Source organism: Rhodococcus sp. NPDC059969, assembly GCF_042738325.1.
In the GTDB taxonomy this organism is placed as follows: domain Bacteria; phylum Actinomycetota; class Actinomycetes; order Mycobacteriales; family Mycobacteriaceae; genus Rhodococcus_F.
In genome coordinates this window covers 934126-947606 of the sequence record NZ_JBHWUF010000001.1, presented here as the reverse complement: position 1 = coordinate 947606, position 13481 = coordinate 934126, and the positions used below count along the sequence as shown (strand labels likewise).

At 62.2% G+C, this 13481-nt stretch carries 16 protein-coding genes; 9 read left to right on the top strand and 7 right to left on the bottom strand.

From position 1 onward, the window contains the following. The first annotated feature begins 43 nt into the window (after window positions 1-43). Window positions 44-1429, top strand: coding sequence for an FAD-binding oxidoreductase (locus ACFWAD_RS04305; RefSeq protein WP_378541650.1), 1386 nt, complete (start codon window positions 44-46; stop codon window positions 1427-1429). Here the strand turns inward: ACFWAD_RS04305 and ACFWAD_RS04300 are convergent. Further along, complete coding sequence (locus ACFWAD_RS04300) at window positions 1410-2738, bottom strand: diacylglycerol/lipid kinase family protein (RefSeq protein ID WP_378541648.1); 1329 nt, start codon at window positions 2736-2738, stop codon at window positions 1410-1412. The genes ACFWAD_RS04305 and ACFWAD_RS04300 overlap by 20 nt on opposite strands. A 154-nt stretch (window positions 2739-2892) precedes the next feature. Here ACFWAD_RS04300 and ACFWAD_RS04295 point away from each other — a divergent pair, with 154 nt between their 5' ends. The 4 genes from ACFWAD_RS04295 to ACFWAD_RS04280 are packed head-to-tail and all read left to right on the top strand — an operon-like array spanning window position 2893 to window position 4868. Then, on the top strand, window positions 2893-3327 hold the full coding sequence (locus tag ACFWAD_RS04295) for a hypothetical protein (RefSeq protein WP_378541646.1): 435 nt from the start codon (window positions 2893-2895) through the stop codon (window positions 3325-3327). Then, window positions 3324-3587 carry a hypothetical protein gene (locus tag ACFWAD_RS04290; protein WP_378530453.1) on the top strand — a complete coding sequence of 88 codons (264 nt, stop codon included), beginning with the start codon at window positions 3324-3326 and terminating at the stop codon, window positions 3585-3587. The genes ACFWAD_RS04295 and ACFWAD_RS04290 overlap by 4 nt, the downstream gene beginning before the upstream one ends. Next, window positions 3575-4219, top strand: a complete 645-nt coding sequence (locus ACFWAD_RS04285; RefSeq protein ID WP_378541644.1) for a TetR/AcrR family transcriptional regulator — start codon at window positions 3575-3577, stop codon at window positions 4217-4219. Before ACFWAD_RS04290 ends, ACFWAD_RS04285 begins: the two co-directional genes overlap by 13 nt. Window positions 4220-4229: 10 nt before the next feature. Further along, a complete protein-coding gene (locus tag ACFWAD_RS04280; RefSeq protein ID WP_378541642.1) occupies window positions 4230-4868 on the top strand; it encodes a DUF5701 family protein in 639 nt (212 codons plus the stop codon). Here ACFWAD_RS04280 and ACFWAD_RS04275 read toward each other — a convergent pair. Continuing rightward, window positions 4865-6298 (bottom strand): amidase, encoded by a 1434-nt coding sequence (locus ACFWAD_RS04275; RefSeq protein ID WP_378541640.1) that lies wholly within the window; start codon window positions 6296-6298, stop codon window positions 4865-4867. The two genes, ACFWAD_RS04280 and ACFWAD_RS04275, sit on opposite strands and share 4 nt — an antisense overlap. Before the next feature lie 68 nt (window positions 6299-6366). Between ACFWAD_RS04275 and ACFWAD_RS04270 the strand changes: the two genes are divergently transcribed. From ACFWAD_RS04270 to ACFWAD_RS04260, 3 genes are read left to right on the top strand one after another with little or no spacing between them, the layout of a single operon-like run. Then, entirely contained in the window at window positions 6367-6999 is a 633-nt protein-coding gene (locus ACFWAD_RS04270) for a TetR/AcrR family transcriptional regulator (RefSeq protein ID WP_378541638.1), read from the top strand. Beyond that, entirely contained in the window at window positions 6996-7850 is an 855-nt protein-coding gene (locus ACFWAD_RS04265; protein WP_378541636.1) for an alpha/beta fold hydrolase, read from the top strand. The genes ACFWAD_RS04270 and ACFWAD_RS04265 overlap by 4 nt, the downstream gene beginning before the upstream one ends. Window positions 7851-7909: 59 nt before the next feature. Then, window positions 7910-9208: a DUF222 domain-containing protein gene (locus ACFWAD_RS04260; protein ID WP_378541634.1), complete on the top strand. Its 1299-nt coding sequence runs from the start codon at window positions 7910-7912 to the stop codon at window positions 9206-9208. Between the two features lie 77 nt (window positions 9209-9285). Here ACFWAD_RS04260 and ACFWAD_RS04255 read toward each other — a convergent pair whose 3' ends face one another. Both ACFWAD_RS04255 and ACFWAD_RS04250 read right to left on the bottom strand, forming a co-directional pair. Continuing rightward, entirely contained in the window at window positions 9286-9984 is a 699-nt protein-coding gene (locus ACFWAD_RS04255) for a type 1 glutamine amidotransferase domain-containing protein (RefSeq protein ID WP_378541632.1), read from the bottom strand. A 216-nt stretch (window positions 9985-10200) separates the two neighbouring features. Beyond that, entirely contained in the window at window positions 10201-10371 is a 171-nt protein-coding gene (locus ACFWAD_RS04250; RefSeq protein WP_317555728.1) for a hypothetical protein, read from the bottom strand. Window positions 10372-10525: 154 nt separating this feature from the next. Between ACFWAD_RS04250 and ACFWAD_RS04245 the strand changes: the two genes are divergently transcribed. Further along, window positions 10526-10939 carry a hypothetical protein gene (locus ACFWAD_RS04245; protein WP_378541630.1) on the top strand — a complete coding sequence of 138 codons (414 nt, stop codon included), beginning with the start codon at window positions 10526-10528 and terminating at the stop codon, window positions 10937-10939. Window positions 10940-10954: 15 nt separating this feature from the next. Here the strand turns inward: ACFWAD_RS04245 and ACFWAD_RS04240 are convergent, their stop codons facing one another. The 3 genes from ACFWAD_RS04240 to ACFWAD_RS04230 form a co-directional block, all read right to left on the bottom strand. Continuing rightward, window positions 10955-12229 carry an RNA polymerase sigma factor gene (locus tag ACFWAD_RS04240; RefSeq protein WP_378541628.1) on the bottom strand — a complete coding sequence of 425 codons (1275 nt, stop codon included), beginning with the start codon at window positions 12227-12229 and terminating at the stop codon, window positions 10955-10957. A gap of 3 nt (window positions 12230-12232) precedes the next feature. Beyond that, window positions 12233-12661 carry a YciI family protein gene (locus ACFWAD_RS04235; RefSeq protein ID WP_007735729.1) on the bottom strand — a complete coding sequence of 143 codons (429 nt, stop codon included), beginning with the start codon at window positions 12659-12661 and terminating at the stop codon, window positions 12233-12235. Window positions 12662-12822: 161 nt separating this feature from the next. Beyond that, window positions 12823-13416, bottom strand: a complete 594-nt coding sequence (locus ACFWAD_RS04230; RefSeq protein WP_378541626.1) for a hypothetical protein — start codon at window positions 13414-13416, stop codon at window positions 12823-12825. Between the last annotated feature and the right edge of the window lie 65 nt (window positions 13417-13481).

The following is a 13481-nucleotide window of genomic DNA, read 5'->3' as shown; positions in this document are numbered from 1 at the left end:
CAGTCTTCCTCTACAACCGAAACACAGATGAGGAAGGAAGACCATGAACCTTCAAACCCCCATGCTCGACGCAGCTGTCGAATCACTGCGCGCAGAGGTGGCTGGCTCTGTTGCCCTGCCGGGTGGGACGGGATACGAGTTGGCGACTCCGTGGAATGTTGCGGTTCCGGTCGCTCCCGGCGCTGTGGTGGCAGTCGAGAGCGCGCAAGACATTGCCGCCACTGTGCGATTCGCGGCGAAGCTGGGCCTGCGCGTCGGTGTTCAGCGCACCGGCCACGGCGCTGTCCCTCTCGGCAATGACGTTCTGCTCGTCCACACCGGCAAGCTCACGGAGTGTGTCATCGACCCCGAAAACCGCACTGCCCGAATCGGCGCGGGCTTGATCTGGCAGGACGTCATCGACGCTGCCGCTCCCCACGGCTTGGCGCCACTGGCGGGTTCTTCACCCACCGTCGGCGTCGCCGGCTTCCTCACCGGCGCCGGCATCGGCCCGATGGTGCGCACGTACGGCCTGTCCTCCGATCACGTCCGGTCATTCGACATCGTCACCGGCAGTGGCGAACTCATTCATGTCACCCCTGATGAACACGCCGAATTGTTCTGGGGGCTGCGCGGCGGAAAAGCCACTCTGGGCATCGTCACAGCCGTCGAGATCGACCTGATACCCCTCACCCACTTCTACGGTGGCGCGCTCTATTTCGACGGCGCAGACGCAAGCGCAGTTGCGCACGCCTGGCTGGACTGGTGCGCCGACCTGCCTGAGCACAGTTCGACCTCGATCGCTTTTCTGCAACTTCCGCCGCTTCCACAGGTTCCGCCGCCGCTGGCCGGCAGACTCACTTTCGCGGTCAGATTCGCAAGTCTTGCCGAGGAATCCGATGCAAAGGCACTGCTCGACCGAATCCGGTCAGTCGCAACACCACTGATCGACGCAGCCGGCGTACTGCCGTATGCCGCCATCGGGGCAGTGCACGCCGATCCTGTCGACCCGATGCCGACGCACGAATCCACGGCATTGACGACCGAGCTGTCACACGAGGCCGTCGACGCACTGCTGTCCGCTGCCGGCTCCGGATCCGGTTCACCTCAAACCGTCGTCGAACTGCGCCTTCTCGGTGGCGCCCTCGCTCGGGAACCGAAGCACCGCAGCGCTTTCTGCCATCGTGATGCCGCCTTCACGTTGTTCACCGTCGGAGTTCTTGCCCCGCCGATGATCGACGCTGTAGTCCCGCACGCCGAGGCTCTCGGTCGAGCGATGGCACCATGGACGAACGGGCATGCTCTGCCCAACTTCGCGCCCAGCATCGACCCGGAGAAGATCGCCCGCACCTACGACGAGGACACCGCCCACTGGCTCAGCGCATTGGCGAACACGCATGATCCACAAGGGGTGCTGGCCGTCGGCCAGGTCATGCGCCGGATTTCGTGAACTTCGCCAACTCTCGCAACCGGACCAGATCCCAGGCATGCCTGGGTCGACGGACGCCCGGACGATCTCGGGGGACTCTGACCCGCAGTGCCTGTGGGCTGACTGTGCACCTGACGGGAGTTGGCATCACGAGAGCCTCGCCGTCGACGCCGACCGGAATCTCATCGGTGTCGGCGTCGATGATCACCTCGAATCCGGTGCCCTGGGCCAGCCCGTGCTGATGCGCCCGATGGAGCAACCCGACGGCCTGACGGGCGCTGACAACCGAGATCGCGACGATCCCGAGAGTGCCCCGGTCCAAACGCGGGCGATGGCCGAGCCCCGCCAAGTCGTTCATCTCATACGGTCCGTTGCTGATCAACACCGCCTGGGGCCCGATCGCGGACACGCTCGGGGAGCGGGCAGTCAGTACCGCTCCGGCACGTCCGGCGAGCAGATCCGGGAGCATCTGCAGGAAGGTGCTGGTCTTGGCGTCGCGGTATTCCGGACTCTGGACGACCTCGGCGTATGCACCGAACGATGCGTTGTTGACGAAGGTTCTACCGCCGACATTCCCCAGATCGACCGTGACCTCGACGCCGTCGACAAGTGCGTCGAGGCATCGTGACGGATCCTCGAGGTCGAGACCCAGGTCGGCTGCGAAGTGGTTGCGCGTCCCGGCGCTGACGACGAGGAAGGGCAGATCGTGTTCGGCCGCGACAGCGGCCACCAGTGCCTGCGTCCCGTCACCACCGGCAACGCCGAGCAGATCGGCGCCGTCCGCGACCGCCTCCCTCGCCAATGCCGTCACATCGATCTTCTCCGGGCCCTCGAGCAGTGCAACCGAGGCACCCAGTTCCTCGGCCTTGCGTTTCAAGTCGAACTTCTCGACCTTGCCACCGCCGGAGTTCGGGTTCATCACCAGGAACGGTTTGGTGGGCGGCGGTGCCGGTCGCTCGACCACCGGCAATTCCTTCTCCTCCCCTTCCAAGGCGGCGCGGGCACAGATACCGGCTACGACGAACAACCCGATCGCGAGCAGCACCACCCACAGGAGGCGTTCTCGGACCAGGAAGGTGAGCACCACGATCGGCGTCAGTACCGCCACCGCCAACGAGATCCAGCGCAGAAACCCGCGGGTCGTCAGAAACCAGTACACCGCCACGACGCACACAATCACGCCGCCGATCCCCAGGAGCAGCATCGTCAGGGTCTTCAAGCCGGCGAAGGTCAGAAGCACCCCAACCGACAAGGCCAACGCCGCAAATGCCGCGCGCGCCAACCAACGCTGTTTTGACGAAGGCCGATCCGTGCGGACAGGGGTCGTCATCGAGCCACCTCCCGCAGTCCGACTGGCCGGCTATTCAAGTGTTGATACTTCCGTGTCTGCTCCCTCAGGACTAGCCAATAACCAGCCCTCGGAAACCCACCATTCATGCGCTGATACGTTATGACGACACCTCGTCATAAAAAGGAGCAGGCCCGTGACAACACCGACAACCGCAGCATGGGGATCTCCGGAAGCTCACCTGACCGGGACTCGGAAAGCCGGTCTCCACGGCCTGCGGTGGACGGCCTGGTTGGCCGGCGCGACAGGTCTTGCGCAATTGGTGACGATCGGGCTGACCTTCACCGACACTGTCCGCGGAATCGTTCCGGCAACGTACCCGCCTGCAGATGTGGCCTGCGGCGTCGTCGCGCTCGTTCTCCTGGTCACTCTGCTTGTCGGCCGACCCGACGGTCCCGCGATGTTGTCGGGTCTCGCCCTCCTCATGGCCATGCTGATGGCGCCGACACTCCACAAACATGCACCCGAGTCGCTCTGGCTGGCGGCGGCACACGCCGTCTCGGTCGTAGCCGTCATCACGCTGTCAGTGATGACTTCGCGGTTCTCCAGTGCCGAGTTGGATCGGTCGTGACACCGGATTCACCCCTCTCGCTTGCGGCCGAAGAATGGATCACTGATCTGACTGCGGCGGAGATGGAGCGATTGCGCAAACGCACGACGCTCACCCCCGCCGAAGAGCAGGAGGTCAGCCGATCCGTACGCTCGATCGCGCAGCAGATGATGCTCGTACCAGTCTCGATGTGGCAAGGTGATCCACGCCTTGTTGCGGATCTGTTCGACCTCCCCGTGACCGTGAATCAGACACAGGAGGATCGATCATGCCGAAGTTGACCGGTGGCGCGACAACCGCGGAGCACAAGGTCGCCACCCGAGAAGCCATGCTGGACGCCTTCATTCGCGAACTTCACGAGCAGGGCTGGCAGAACGTGAAGCTGCAGACTGTGGCCCAGGCAGCCGGCGTCTCGCGGACAGCGGTGTACAACTACTTCCCCGACAAATCTGCGTTACTGCTCGCCTGGTCCACCCGCGAAATGGAGAGATTCCTACTCCTGGCCGAGCGCGAACTCGCAGATCGCGAGAATCCTGTCGACCGACTCGAAATCCTCGTCAAACTGACGCTCGTCGAGTTCTCGCTGCAGCGATTCACGGGAATCGCATTGGTCGAATTGTTGTCCGCGCAGGATCGCGAACGATTTCTCGAACGTATTGTCCCGCTGTCGGTTCTGGTCGAACAGCTCGTCCAGGAAGGTGTTGACGCCGGTGTCTTTGTCGATTCCGATGCAGCCGCCTCCGCGCAACTCATCCTCGCCTGCGTGGAAAGCCGGCGCCCGATGCTCATGGCCGGCGACCGCGTGGACACCGTCGTAGCGACCACCGTCCCGTTCATCATGCGCGCATTGGGCGTTGCGTGGCCGACTTCCCTCGCCGCCGAACCCACTGATCGGCCTGCCCACGATCGGTAGGATCGCAGGTATGCACTTCGACCTCCCGCCTATCGATCAGCAGGCCGAGCGATTGATCGAACTCGGAGTTCACGAGATGGCCGGACTTTCTGCCGGTGACGTCAGGGCGGCCGCCGCGGCCGGACACGGTGACGCGGGATTGCTTACCGTCCACGAAAAACTGGCTCCAGCTTCAGTTCTGACTCCACTGCTCAGGTACAAGAGCAAAAGCGGATTCGTTGTCGTCGACATGGCGGATGTTGATCTGTTCGCACCCACCGAGCAGGCAATGCTGCCCGAAAGCGCATTGCATCTGCTCGGTGAAGTCGACCGTGGGGACCACCTGGCAAATTGGAGCCCGGACGAAGCGCTGCCCGCAATCGTCGACGCAGACCGTACGCCGCTGACGCTTACGGAAGGCATCCACTGGTTGTTGCAGCGTCCCGACATTCTCGAACGCGGAAAGTGCTTCATGACCATCGGTTCCCGATTGCGTAAGCCTGACGGATCTTTCGACACCAGAACTCCCGCCGTGTGGATCAGCAACGGAACCGGTCGGGATGGCAAAGACAACCGCAACGCCCCGAAAGTCGGGTGGTGTTGGTGGGGCAACCGCCACACGTGGTTGGGCTTTGCATCGGCGAGCGACCGGGTACCGCTCCCGAACTAGAGCACGGTTGCGCGGTCGAATCGGTACCGATCCTTCCACGGCATCGCGGCCTCGAGCAGTGCAGCGGCAGAGAGCAATTCCGCGTCACACCCCCACTTCGCGGAGATCATCACGCCGAGCGGAACACCGTCTTCCGTCCAACCCAGCGGCAAGCTGATCGACGGGAATCCAGTTGCGTTGGCGACGATGGTGTTTCCGGTGAATGCGACCATGTCGATCAGTTCGGTCGCGGGGTCTTCGTCGTTGCGTAGCTCCCCGATCGCCAATGGCGGCTTCGTCACAGTCGGGGTGACGACAAGATCGGCGTCGGCGTAGTCGAGGCTCCATCGCCGCGCCCATGCTTGCACCACACCGATGGCCGCTGCCAGATCGCCGGACGGCACCTCGCTTGCTTGAACTCGCAAGTGCTGCACAATCGGACGGAGAAGGTGTTCGTACTCCTCCGGGATCGGCTTGGTTCCGGCCAAGGATGAGAACATTTTGGTGAAGGCATCAACAAAGACGTCATCGCGGGCTTGCGGTCGCTCGAACACGTTGTGTCCCAGCCCCTCCAGTACAGTACCAACCTTCGATACAGCATCCGAGAGCTGCGGATCCACGGCTCCGCCGGAGACCGATCCGTGAGCAAGAGCGACGGTCAAGGGGCGAGCTTGCACTCCCCCAGCCTGTACAACGAACTCTTCGAACGACTTCGGCCGAGGCGGGTGGATAGTTCCGGCGCCAGGTCGCGTTGCCAGAACGTCCAACAGCGCAGCGGTATCGCGAACTGTCCGGGCGATCGGCCCCTTGCTCGCAAATCCGAAGTTATCGTGCCCTACCACTCCCATCGTAATCAAACCGCGGCTCGGCTTGAGGCCCACCACACCGCACGCACTCGCCGGAGAACGCAACGACCCTGCCGTGTCACTTCCCTGGGCAAACGGCACCAGACCAGCGCCGACGGCGGCCGCCGCACCACCACTGCTGCCGGCGGCACTTCGTGTGCGATCGAACGGACTGCGAGCGGGCGGAGCAACTTCCGGCTCGGTATAACACGCCGCCCCGAACTCGGGCACTGTGGTCTTTCCGATGTCGATCAGCCCACCTTCGCGGATCGCCTCGACGATCTCGTCGTCGGCATCGGGCACGAAGTCCCGAAACAGCGCCGATCCGAAGGTAGTGCGGATGCCGCGAGTAGCGTCGAGATCCTTGATGGCCGTCGGAACGCCGAACAGGCGCGGAAGCGGTCCGTTGTCCCGCTCGTCCAGCCTGAGCTGGGCTTGTTCGGCAAGTGCAACTGCATGCTCCCCGGCAATCGTCGTGAACGCGCCCACGTCGTCGGAAGTGGTCGCACGGTCGACGAAGTACCTGGTTACCTCGGGAATGGACACCTGCTTGGCGGCGATCACACCGGCAAGTTCGACGGCGGACAGTTGATGGAGATCAGTCATCTGGCAACACTCCTTGTAGGTCGATAGACACTTGTAATTTCGATACGCGTATCGCTATTGTTGTCAGCATGGTATCCGAATCCGCCGGCTCCGCAAGGGCCGGCCGACCAAAAGCATTGAGTCACAGACAGATTCTCGATGCCGCGGCAGAGATTGCCGATACGGACGGCCTGGATGCGGTGTCATTTCGGGTACTCGCCGAGCGACTCGGCATATCGCCGATGTCCGTCCACCGCACAACCGGCGGCATCGACGCCTTGAGGCGAGACCTGATCTCCACCCTCGTAGGCGAAGCGGTCTCGTCGATCGACTGGCCGACCGACTGGCGCGAGGTTGCCCGCACGTTCGCCTACGGACTCCACGATCTCCTGATGCGCCATCCCCTGGTCTTGGAAGCCCATCGACAGGCATCACTGGAAGCACCCGGCGCCGACGACACTGCCCACCGAGTCGTCAGCGCCCTTTCCCTGGCCGGCCTCGAGGACGAACAGGCCACGTACGCGTACGGCGCCCTGCATGATTTTGTAACCGGACACGTCGCAATTCAATTGGGACGCGGAGCTTTCGACAGTGCACCCGCTGATCGACGCGATGCATCGGTCTTCGCACTTCATCACGATCCCGCCCGAAGATTCGAATTCGGAGTCACTCTCATCCTGGACGGTGTGGCGTCGATCGCGCAGCAAGGAAGCACTACATGACAAGCAGCGTGACGACAACCGAAATTCGTGACGCCTCCGGGCGCCGTATCGCGTTCTGCGAGTACGGCGATCCGACTGGCCACCCGGTAGTCGTGGCCCACGGATCACCTGGCAGCCGATACGAAGGGCTCTCACTCCACAACGCGTCTTCGACGGCAAGCATACGGCTGATAGTCCCCGATCGACCCGGCTTCGGACGCACGGATCCATACACGGACAAGGGATTTCATTCCTGGGACGACGACTACGTCGCCCTGGTCGATCACCTCGAGCTGGACTCGGCCACACTGATGGGTTTCTCCGGAGGCGGCGGTTACGCGCTCGCTGTCGCTGCAGCCGTTCCCGAACGAGTCTCGAAACTGGTGCTGGCGTGCGCCATGATCCCCGGGGCACCGCGAGATACTTTGCGACGCAGAATAAAACTGGTATCCGCGTTGTACTTTGCTGCCAACTGGGCTCCCCGTGTGGCCGGCGCAATGCTCGCAGGAACCGGAGTGTTCTCCAAGCTACGCAGCGACTCCGTCTCGATCTGGCCGGCCGCCGATCAGGCCGTCATGACCGACGAGTCGCATCGCCCCGCCCTCCAATTGGATTCATCCGAAGGGATCGCGCAGGGCGGATCGGCAGCGGTTGTCGACTTGGCTCGGTATCGCCACGAGGTGCCAGACCTCTTCCAATCCATCTCGGTACCAACGGTTTTTCTGCATGGAACCGAGGATGGGAACGTACCTATCGAAGTCGCCCGCTGGGCACACTCGTTGATACCCCACTCTCGCTTCGAAGAGATCAGCGGGGGCGGTCATCTGTTCGTCGTCGCGGACCCCACTCCACTCATTCGCGCCCTCACTTAATTCCCACTTGACTCGAACGTGTGTTCGAGTATTGTTGGGGGTGGGGATCGGGGGATTCAATGAGTGTCTTGTTGTCGGATGTGGTGTCTGGTTCTGCGGTGGGGTTACGCGGACGCGTGTGGCAGTTGTCTGCTGCGGAGTTGCGTGAGGCTGCGGTGTCGGCGAGTGCGGAGATTCTGCGCCTCAAGGCCGTTCGTGTGGCGGTGGTCGACGAGTTGTCGATGCGTCCCGACGATCAGGTGATTGCCAGCCGCGGGGTGGGTGCGTGGTTGGCGGCGAACACGATGCTGCAGGTTCGGGACGGGAAGAAGATCGCCGCCCTTGGTGCGGCGCTGCGGCCGTTTCCGACGGTAGCGGCTCGGTTCGATGTTGGGGATTGCTCGTTCGATCATGCCGTCTTGATCGTCGCGTTCTGCGAGTCCCCGCCGAAGGGGATGCCGGAGGAAGCGCTCCCTCGCTGCATCGACCTGCTGCTCGCGGCAGCGTCGGGTGTGGAGGCGACGACGACGAAGGTGCGGCACGTCATCGCGACCTTGGAGCGGGTGTTCGAATCGGATGAGATTCCGCCAGCCGAAGATGTCGATCGGAACGAACTGCGGATCGCCTCGACGCTCAATGGTCGGGTGGTGGTGCGGGGTGATTTCGACGCTCTCACCGGCGAAATGTTGCTGTCGGCGTTGTCGAATCTGACGATGCCCACCCCAGCGCCGGATGGAACTCCCGACGCTCGGTCGGCGGCGAAGCGGACCGCAGACGGGTTCACCGAACTGATCCGCCGCTACCTCGACTGCGCAAAAACCGGAACCGACGGCGGCCAACGCCCACACGTGAACGTGCACATCAACGCCCGCGACCTCGCTGAGCATCGGGATTGTGCCGCCGCGCCTTCTGATGGTGAAGAGTCCCCGTCGGATCTTGATGTCGGGCACATGCCATGGTTGGGACCGCTGTCGGTGTCTCAGACGAGGTTGTTGGGGTGTGATTGTTTCCTGTCGACTGTTCTACTGGACGCTCACGGCGCGCCGTTGGATGCGAGACCCGGAAAACGGTTGGTCAACGCCGAACAACGCGTCGCCCTGATCGCCCGAGACAGGGGTTGCGCGTTCCCGGGGTGTTCATGCGTACCGGCGTGGACCGATGCGCACCACATTAAGCACTGGGCGAACGGCGGTCCGACGGTGATGAACAACCTGGTCCTGCTGTGCCGTTCGCACCACCGGTTGATGCACCGTAAAACGGGATTCGTCGGAAAATGGGAAATCCGAATCGGCGTCGACAACAAACCCTGGTTCATCCCGCCGCCCTCGATCGACCCCGGGCAGCACCCCAGGCCGGCGAACACAACATTCAAAACCTGAGAAGAGCTTCTCGGGGACAACAGAACACGGCCCAGCACCGCATCGAGGAGATCTCGATGCGGTGCCAGAAGCCATGCTCAGCCCAAGTCGGCGACGATCCGCTCGGCGAGTGGCTTCGACGACGCCGGGTTCTGACCGGTGTAGAGCTTCCGGTCCACCACGACATGAGGCGACCAGGCATCAGCCTTCGAGAATTTGCCACCCAACTCGCGTAGTCGAGTTTCGAGCAACCACGGAGCCTTGTCCGCCAGACCAGCCTGCGTCTCCTCTTCATTGGTGAACGAGGTCAGCTGATAGCCGTCGAACAGCCAGCTCCCATCGGACCTCTTCGCCGGCAGGAGTGCCGCCGGTGCGTGACAGACCGCCGAGACCACCTTGTCTGCATCCAAGAAGTTCACGAGAAGCTCGCCGAAGGATGCCGACACCGCAAGATCTTCCATCGGTCCATGTCCACCTGGTACGAAAACCACGTCGTAGTCGGCGGCGTTTGCGTTCTCGAGAATCTCCGGCGAATCGAGCACAGGCTTCAGATCGGCGATGTACTTGCGCATACGGTCAGCGCCTTCTTGCCCGCCGTTGACTTCGGGCGCCAGGCTCCCCTCGTCCACAACGGGGGCTTTACCGCCCGGCGTCGCGATCACGATGTCGTAGCCGGCGTCGACGAAAACGCGATGCGCCTCGACCAGTTCTTCCGCCCAGTACCCGGTCGGGTGGGCAGTTCCGTCGTTCAGCGTCCAGTGATCTGCAGAAGTGACTGCAAACAACAGCTTTGTCATCGCGCAACCTTTCGTCGTAGTCAGGAACCGTCGTAGTCAGGAACCGTCGTATTCAGGAGCCCGGGGACACGAAACCCCGGAGAACGCTCCACTGGATGAAACGCACTCACCGGAAGGGAATTCCGCATCGCCGGTTCCAGTGCGACTTCTCACCAACGGGCATGCAACCCGTCATACCCACTTTCCCAACTCGGGCATCTGGGTCGAGCAGCGCGATCAGGCCAAAACGAAAGCCACGGCAAAAAGTGTCCAGGCGGCTGCGAGAACCGTCGACGCAGCAGTAACTACCCCGGTCACGGCTGGCCGAGTACTGCGGTTGCGTGCCGCGATGATCCCGACCGTCATCAAGGTCAGCGCCAACAGGAATGACAGAACCACGATTTTCACCAGCAACCCCTTCGACGTCGGCCAACAGGGCCGGAGACCATTTCGATAGTACACAAATAGATCGTGCGTTAACTAAACTGCGCCGCAGTCAGGTAAATCTTGACAACATTCGATTGAACCTGTCAGGCTTTTCCTGACGAAAGGAGAATTTCTCATGGACGACCTGATCGAGCACGCATTGACCGCAAAGATCGATGCTGCCGCCATTACGACGGCCAACGCCGCGATCACCGAGGCCGGCGCTCAGGCGGACAAAATTGTCGGTACGGACCCCTTACCTGGCAGCGCCGAGTGGGAGGCGGAACAAGACACCGATATCCCGGCGCAGCGTCAGATGGCGTGGCAGTTGGCAAGTTTCCGGATTCAACTTGCCGCGGGCATCGATTCGACGGCAAGCGTCATGAGCCTGCGCAGATTCGGCGCAACGTGGGCAACCATCGGCCGCGCGGCCGGAATGACCCGACAGTCCGCGCACGAACGATGGGGTCGTCGTGTCTCGGACATGCTCGACCCATACGGAGTCGGAATGCCGCCCATGGTGCCGAATGACGATCCAACTGAGCCCTGACTACAAATCGCGTGACTACTGATCCGGCAGCAGCGCATCAGCTTTCGCGACCAGCACTGCACGCTCACGCTCATTCCCAGCCAGCCGGGCCGCTTCGAGGAGTTCGGTTCGAGCTTCCCTGGATCGGCCGAGCTGACTGAGCAACTCACCCCGAACGCTCGGAAGCAGGTGGTAGCCGGCCAGTTCACCTGAAGCGACAAGCTTGTCGACGAATTCGAGTGCAGGGGCCGGACCGTATGCCATGGATACCGCCGCCGCATGATTGAGGTCGACCACGGGCGAGGGCGCCAGTTGCGCCAAAGCCTCGTAGAGTATGACGATCTTCTTCCAATCGGTCTCATCGAAAGTTGCTGCTCGAGCATGACATTCGGCGATCGCAGCCTGCAAACCGTACGGACCGCGTCCACGCCCGACGGCGTCAGCCCGCTGTAGCGCGGCAAACCCCCGTGCGATCTGAAGGCGATCCCACCGAGTCCGGTCCTGGTCCGCAAGAAGGATGGGCTCACCCGTCGAAGTTGTCCTGGCACCGAATCGCGAGGCTGTCAGTTCCATCAACGCGACGAGGCCGTGCACCTCGGATTCCCCCGGGACCAGTTCGGCCAGTATCCGAGCCAGCCGCAGCGCTTCAGCACTCAGATCCGCGCGCATCCACTCGTCCCCGGAGCTGGCCGCATACCCTTCGTTGAACACCAGATACAGCACACCGAGTACAGCGCCCAGTCTTTTCGAAAATTCCTCTCGACCTGGAACTTCGAATACCGCTTTCGAGGCGGTCAACGCCTTCTTCGCGCGGACTATCCGCTGCTGCACTGTTGCCGTCGGCGTCAGGAATGCTTTGGCAATTTCTTCCGTGGTCAACCCGCCCACTACCCGAAGAGTCAAGGCTACCTGCGCTTTTCGATTCAACACAGGATGACAGGCAATGAACATCAGGCGAAGGACGTCGTCGTCGATCCGATCCGGATCCCAGCTGACGTCATCGAAGTGCGAAGCGTCGTTCTCGAGTTCACGCGCAAAGTGGGCGTAACGTTCGTCCAACTTCTCGCGTCGTCGCCATCCGTCAATTGCCCGTCGTGTCGCAACAGATGTCAGCCAGGCAGCTGGATTTCGCGGAACCCCGGTGGCAGGCCATCGCTCGACGGCTTCGAGCAGAGCCTGCGCGGCCAGGTCCTCGGCAAGATCAAGATCCCCGACGGTGCGAGTCAACGTGGCGACGATCTTCGCGGATTCGATACGCCAGACCGCGTCGACAGCCGTTCTCGTTGCTTCTCGCACCGCCTCGTCGGTCATGGTTCAGCCTGCGACCGGACGATCGGTGCCGAGCTCTTCGCGCCAGCCGGCTTCTTTCTGGATGTACTCGTTGTCCTGATCGAAGTCCGACATCTCACTCACGCGGCGCACCTCGAGCTTGCTGCCCGGCCCCAACGGGCAGCGTTTTGCCCATTCCAGGGCTTCATCCTTGGTCGACGTCTGGATGATCCAGAAGCCGGAGAACAACTCCTTCGTCTCTCCGTACGGGCCGTCGGAAACCAGCGGAGGATCGGACTCGAAATCGACGATGAACCCCTCCTCCATGGCCAATCCCTCACCGGCCAACAAGACACCGGCCTTGATCAGGGACTCGTTGTACTGACCCATCGCGGCGATGATCTCGTCGAAATCCATGTCCTTGGATGCTTCGATGGCCTCGTCGGTGGAACGCATGATCAGCATGTACTTCATGAGAATCTCCTTCGTTTGTGGACCGCTCTGTTCGGTCCCTCTGCCTACACGTCGAACGGCACACTCACCGATCGACAAACTTCCGAAAGTTTTTTTCCGAGGACAAAACCGCCGGTCTGGATGCGCTGCTCACGCTATCGGCAGACGGGTCGTCAGGCAGGTCAGAAGTCGAGAAATCCCGGCACAACTTCACGAACGAGGCCGTTCGCGTCAGTGCTCCCGTAGAAATACACCGACCCGTAACCGAATAGGTACTCCTCCGCGAACTCGGCTTGCGACTGCGAACCCACCGGCCACCCCTCGTCATTGATCTGGAAAAGGAAACGGTGTCCGTCGGCCTCGACGGCCTCGGCGTAGGACGGTTCGTTCTGGATGAGCACCGGTTGCGGAGCGATCAACACCAACGACATCACCTCTTCATCTGCGGGAGTTTTGATCAACGCCGCGCTCCCCAAGCCCCTATGACTGCCCGCCGATTCCGCACTTCTCGATGACGGAGGGTGCAGGACTGCCCGAACCCCGATGTCCGGGTATTCGAGGTCATCATCTCCGATTGAGAAACCCCGACGAATGAAGACGGAAAGTTCTCGCTCACCGAGCCACGTGGCCGTGTGGGCCGCAAGCGTCAGAAGGTATTCGTGTGTGTGCAGAATCGGCTGTCCCGCGAAAACCTGCGGCGGATGTCCACCGATCCGAGCCCTGATCGCCGAATCGCTCGAGTCCACCCCGAGATGTACTGTGTCCACCGGCGTCATCCTAGGGAGATCCGACGGGCGTCGGATGGCGACTCCCCAATTCCCTACACGCCGCTGGTGACGCA